Source organism: Streptomyces sp. NPDC048392, assembly GCF_043200575.1.
GTDB lineage: Bacteria > Actinomycetota > Actinomycetes > Streptomycetales > Streptomycetaceae > Streptomyces.
Genome location: NZ_JBICYB010000099.1, coordinates 1 through 1,585, shown reverse-complemented (window position 1 = coordinate 1,585; position 1,585 = coordinate 1). Strand labels below are relative to the sequence as shown.

Sequence of the window (1,585 nt, the reverse complement as noted above, 5' to 3'; positions counted from 1 at the left end):
CAGTGAGTGGTGTGCATCGTGAAGTTGCAGGTCATGGGGCTGGTGTGCGCGGGCTTCGGCATACTCGGGCTGGTCGGCGGCCGGTGTCCCCGATGAAGATCGTCAATTCATCGCTTGCCCACGCAATCCATGGCATGTAACGGCGGTTGCTCCGATGTCACAACATCGTCCAGCAAGATCATGACCTACAGCTGGAAGTGTCAGACGTACGCATGTTTGGCGGAGCGGGCCCTGGAGAAGAGCGACAGGGTGAGATCGATCAACAGATGTAAATGCGCCCCGAATTATGGCAGTTGACCGAGAATCTCCCATCGATCACTATTGAACCGTACCTGACACGCATGATGCAGTTGGTGCCGTCGGCGATCACTTGCAACCGGCGAGTGAGTCGATCACATGGCCTTCAGGAGGGGCCTTCCTATGAGAAGAGCTGCATCGGCTGCTGTCTTCGCGGCGGCGACACTAGCGTTCGGTATCGCCAGCCCTGCGAATGCAACAACGCCTGGTGTCCAAGAGCACGCGGAGTGTGGAAACCTCAGCAACGGCGAAGTCTGCATCATCGGCCCGGACACCGGCAGGACCGGCACGTACCGCACTGAGTACTGCAAGAGCAGTGGCTCCGGTGATGTTTACGTGCAGCTCGGATATCAAATAGCGTACGACGCGTCGGATTACAGCAATCTGTCGGCGCAGATCATGGACTCGCCCCTCTACGGGGTGTGGGCGGGGTCCTGCACGTCGTACTCCCGCCACCTCAACGTGAGCTCCGACAACTGCGTACGCGGAGTCATGAAGTGGCAGGACTACACCTACATCTCCAAGTGGTACTGCTGAAGCTCCTGAATTGCGCCGGTCAGCCGTGATCGACCCCCTTGGGGGGTGAGCGTGCGGGGGAGCGGCGCTTCGGTGTGGCCGTGCGAAATGCTCCATCGGGGCGAGAGGACGAGAGAGCCATGTGGCGCGTCATTCTGTATCTGACGCCGGTGACGGTGGCGACAGGGTTGTTGCTGACCTTCCTGGCGGCGCTAGCGCTCCGAAGTGCCGCCACCTGCTGGCCCCGGACCGTCTGCCGCATCGGCTCTCTCGCACTTGCTCTCTGGCTGGTGCTCATCGCCGCGGCAACGTTCACCGCCTCTGACGGCAGTACCGGCGGAAGCGGCGGAGGTCTCTGGCTGAGTCCGGGGATCGAAACGCTGAGAGCTGACAGCGCCTACGTCACTGCCTATGAGAAGGAGATGGTAGTACGGCAGTGGGTGGCGAACGCGCTGATGTTCGTCCCACTGCCAGTCCTCCTGGCGACAGCACGCCCTGGCTTCTCGGCAGCGAAATGCCTCGGACTATGTGCAGCGACGGCTGTCGTCGTCGAGCTCTTGCAATGGCTTGGAGGCAACGGACGCATCCTGGACTCCGATGATGTGCTCTTCAACTCCATCGGTACAGCCGTAGGCGTCGGCTTGAGTGTGGCGGCCGGTCTGTTGCTGAAATGGCTTCGAGGCCGAAGGGCAGACGCTGAGGAGTGAGTGTGAACCTCATTGAGTGGTGTGCATCGTGAAGGTGCAAATCATGGGGCTGGTGTGCGTGGGCT

The 1,585-nt window shown here is 60.9% G+C and carries 2 protein-coding genes; both read left to right on the top strand.

The features are described 5' to 3' along the window. The first annotated feature begins 633 nt into the window (after positions 1–633). Positions 634–834: a hypothetical protein gene (locus ACGFYH_RS37340; protein ID WP_164141887.1), complete on the top strand. Its 201-nt coding sequence runs from the start codon at positions 634–636 to the stop codon at positions 832–834. 119 nt (positions 835–953) lie between these two features. Continuing rightward, positions 954–1,520, top strand: coding sequence for a VanZ family protein (locus ACGFYH_RS37335; RefSeq protein WP_393807619.1), 567 nt, complete (start codon positions 954–956; stop codon positions 1,518–1,520). Positions 1,521–1,585: the final 65 nt, after the last annotated feature.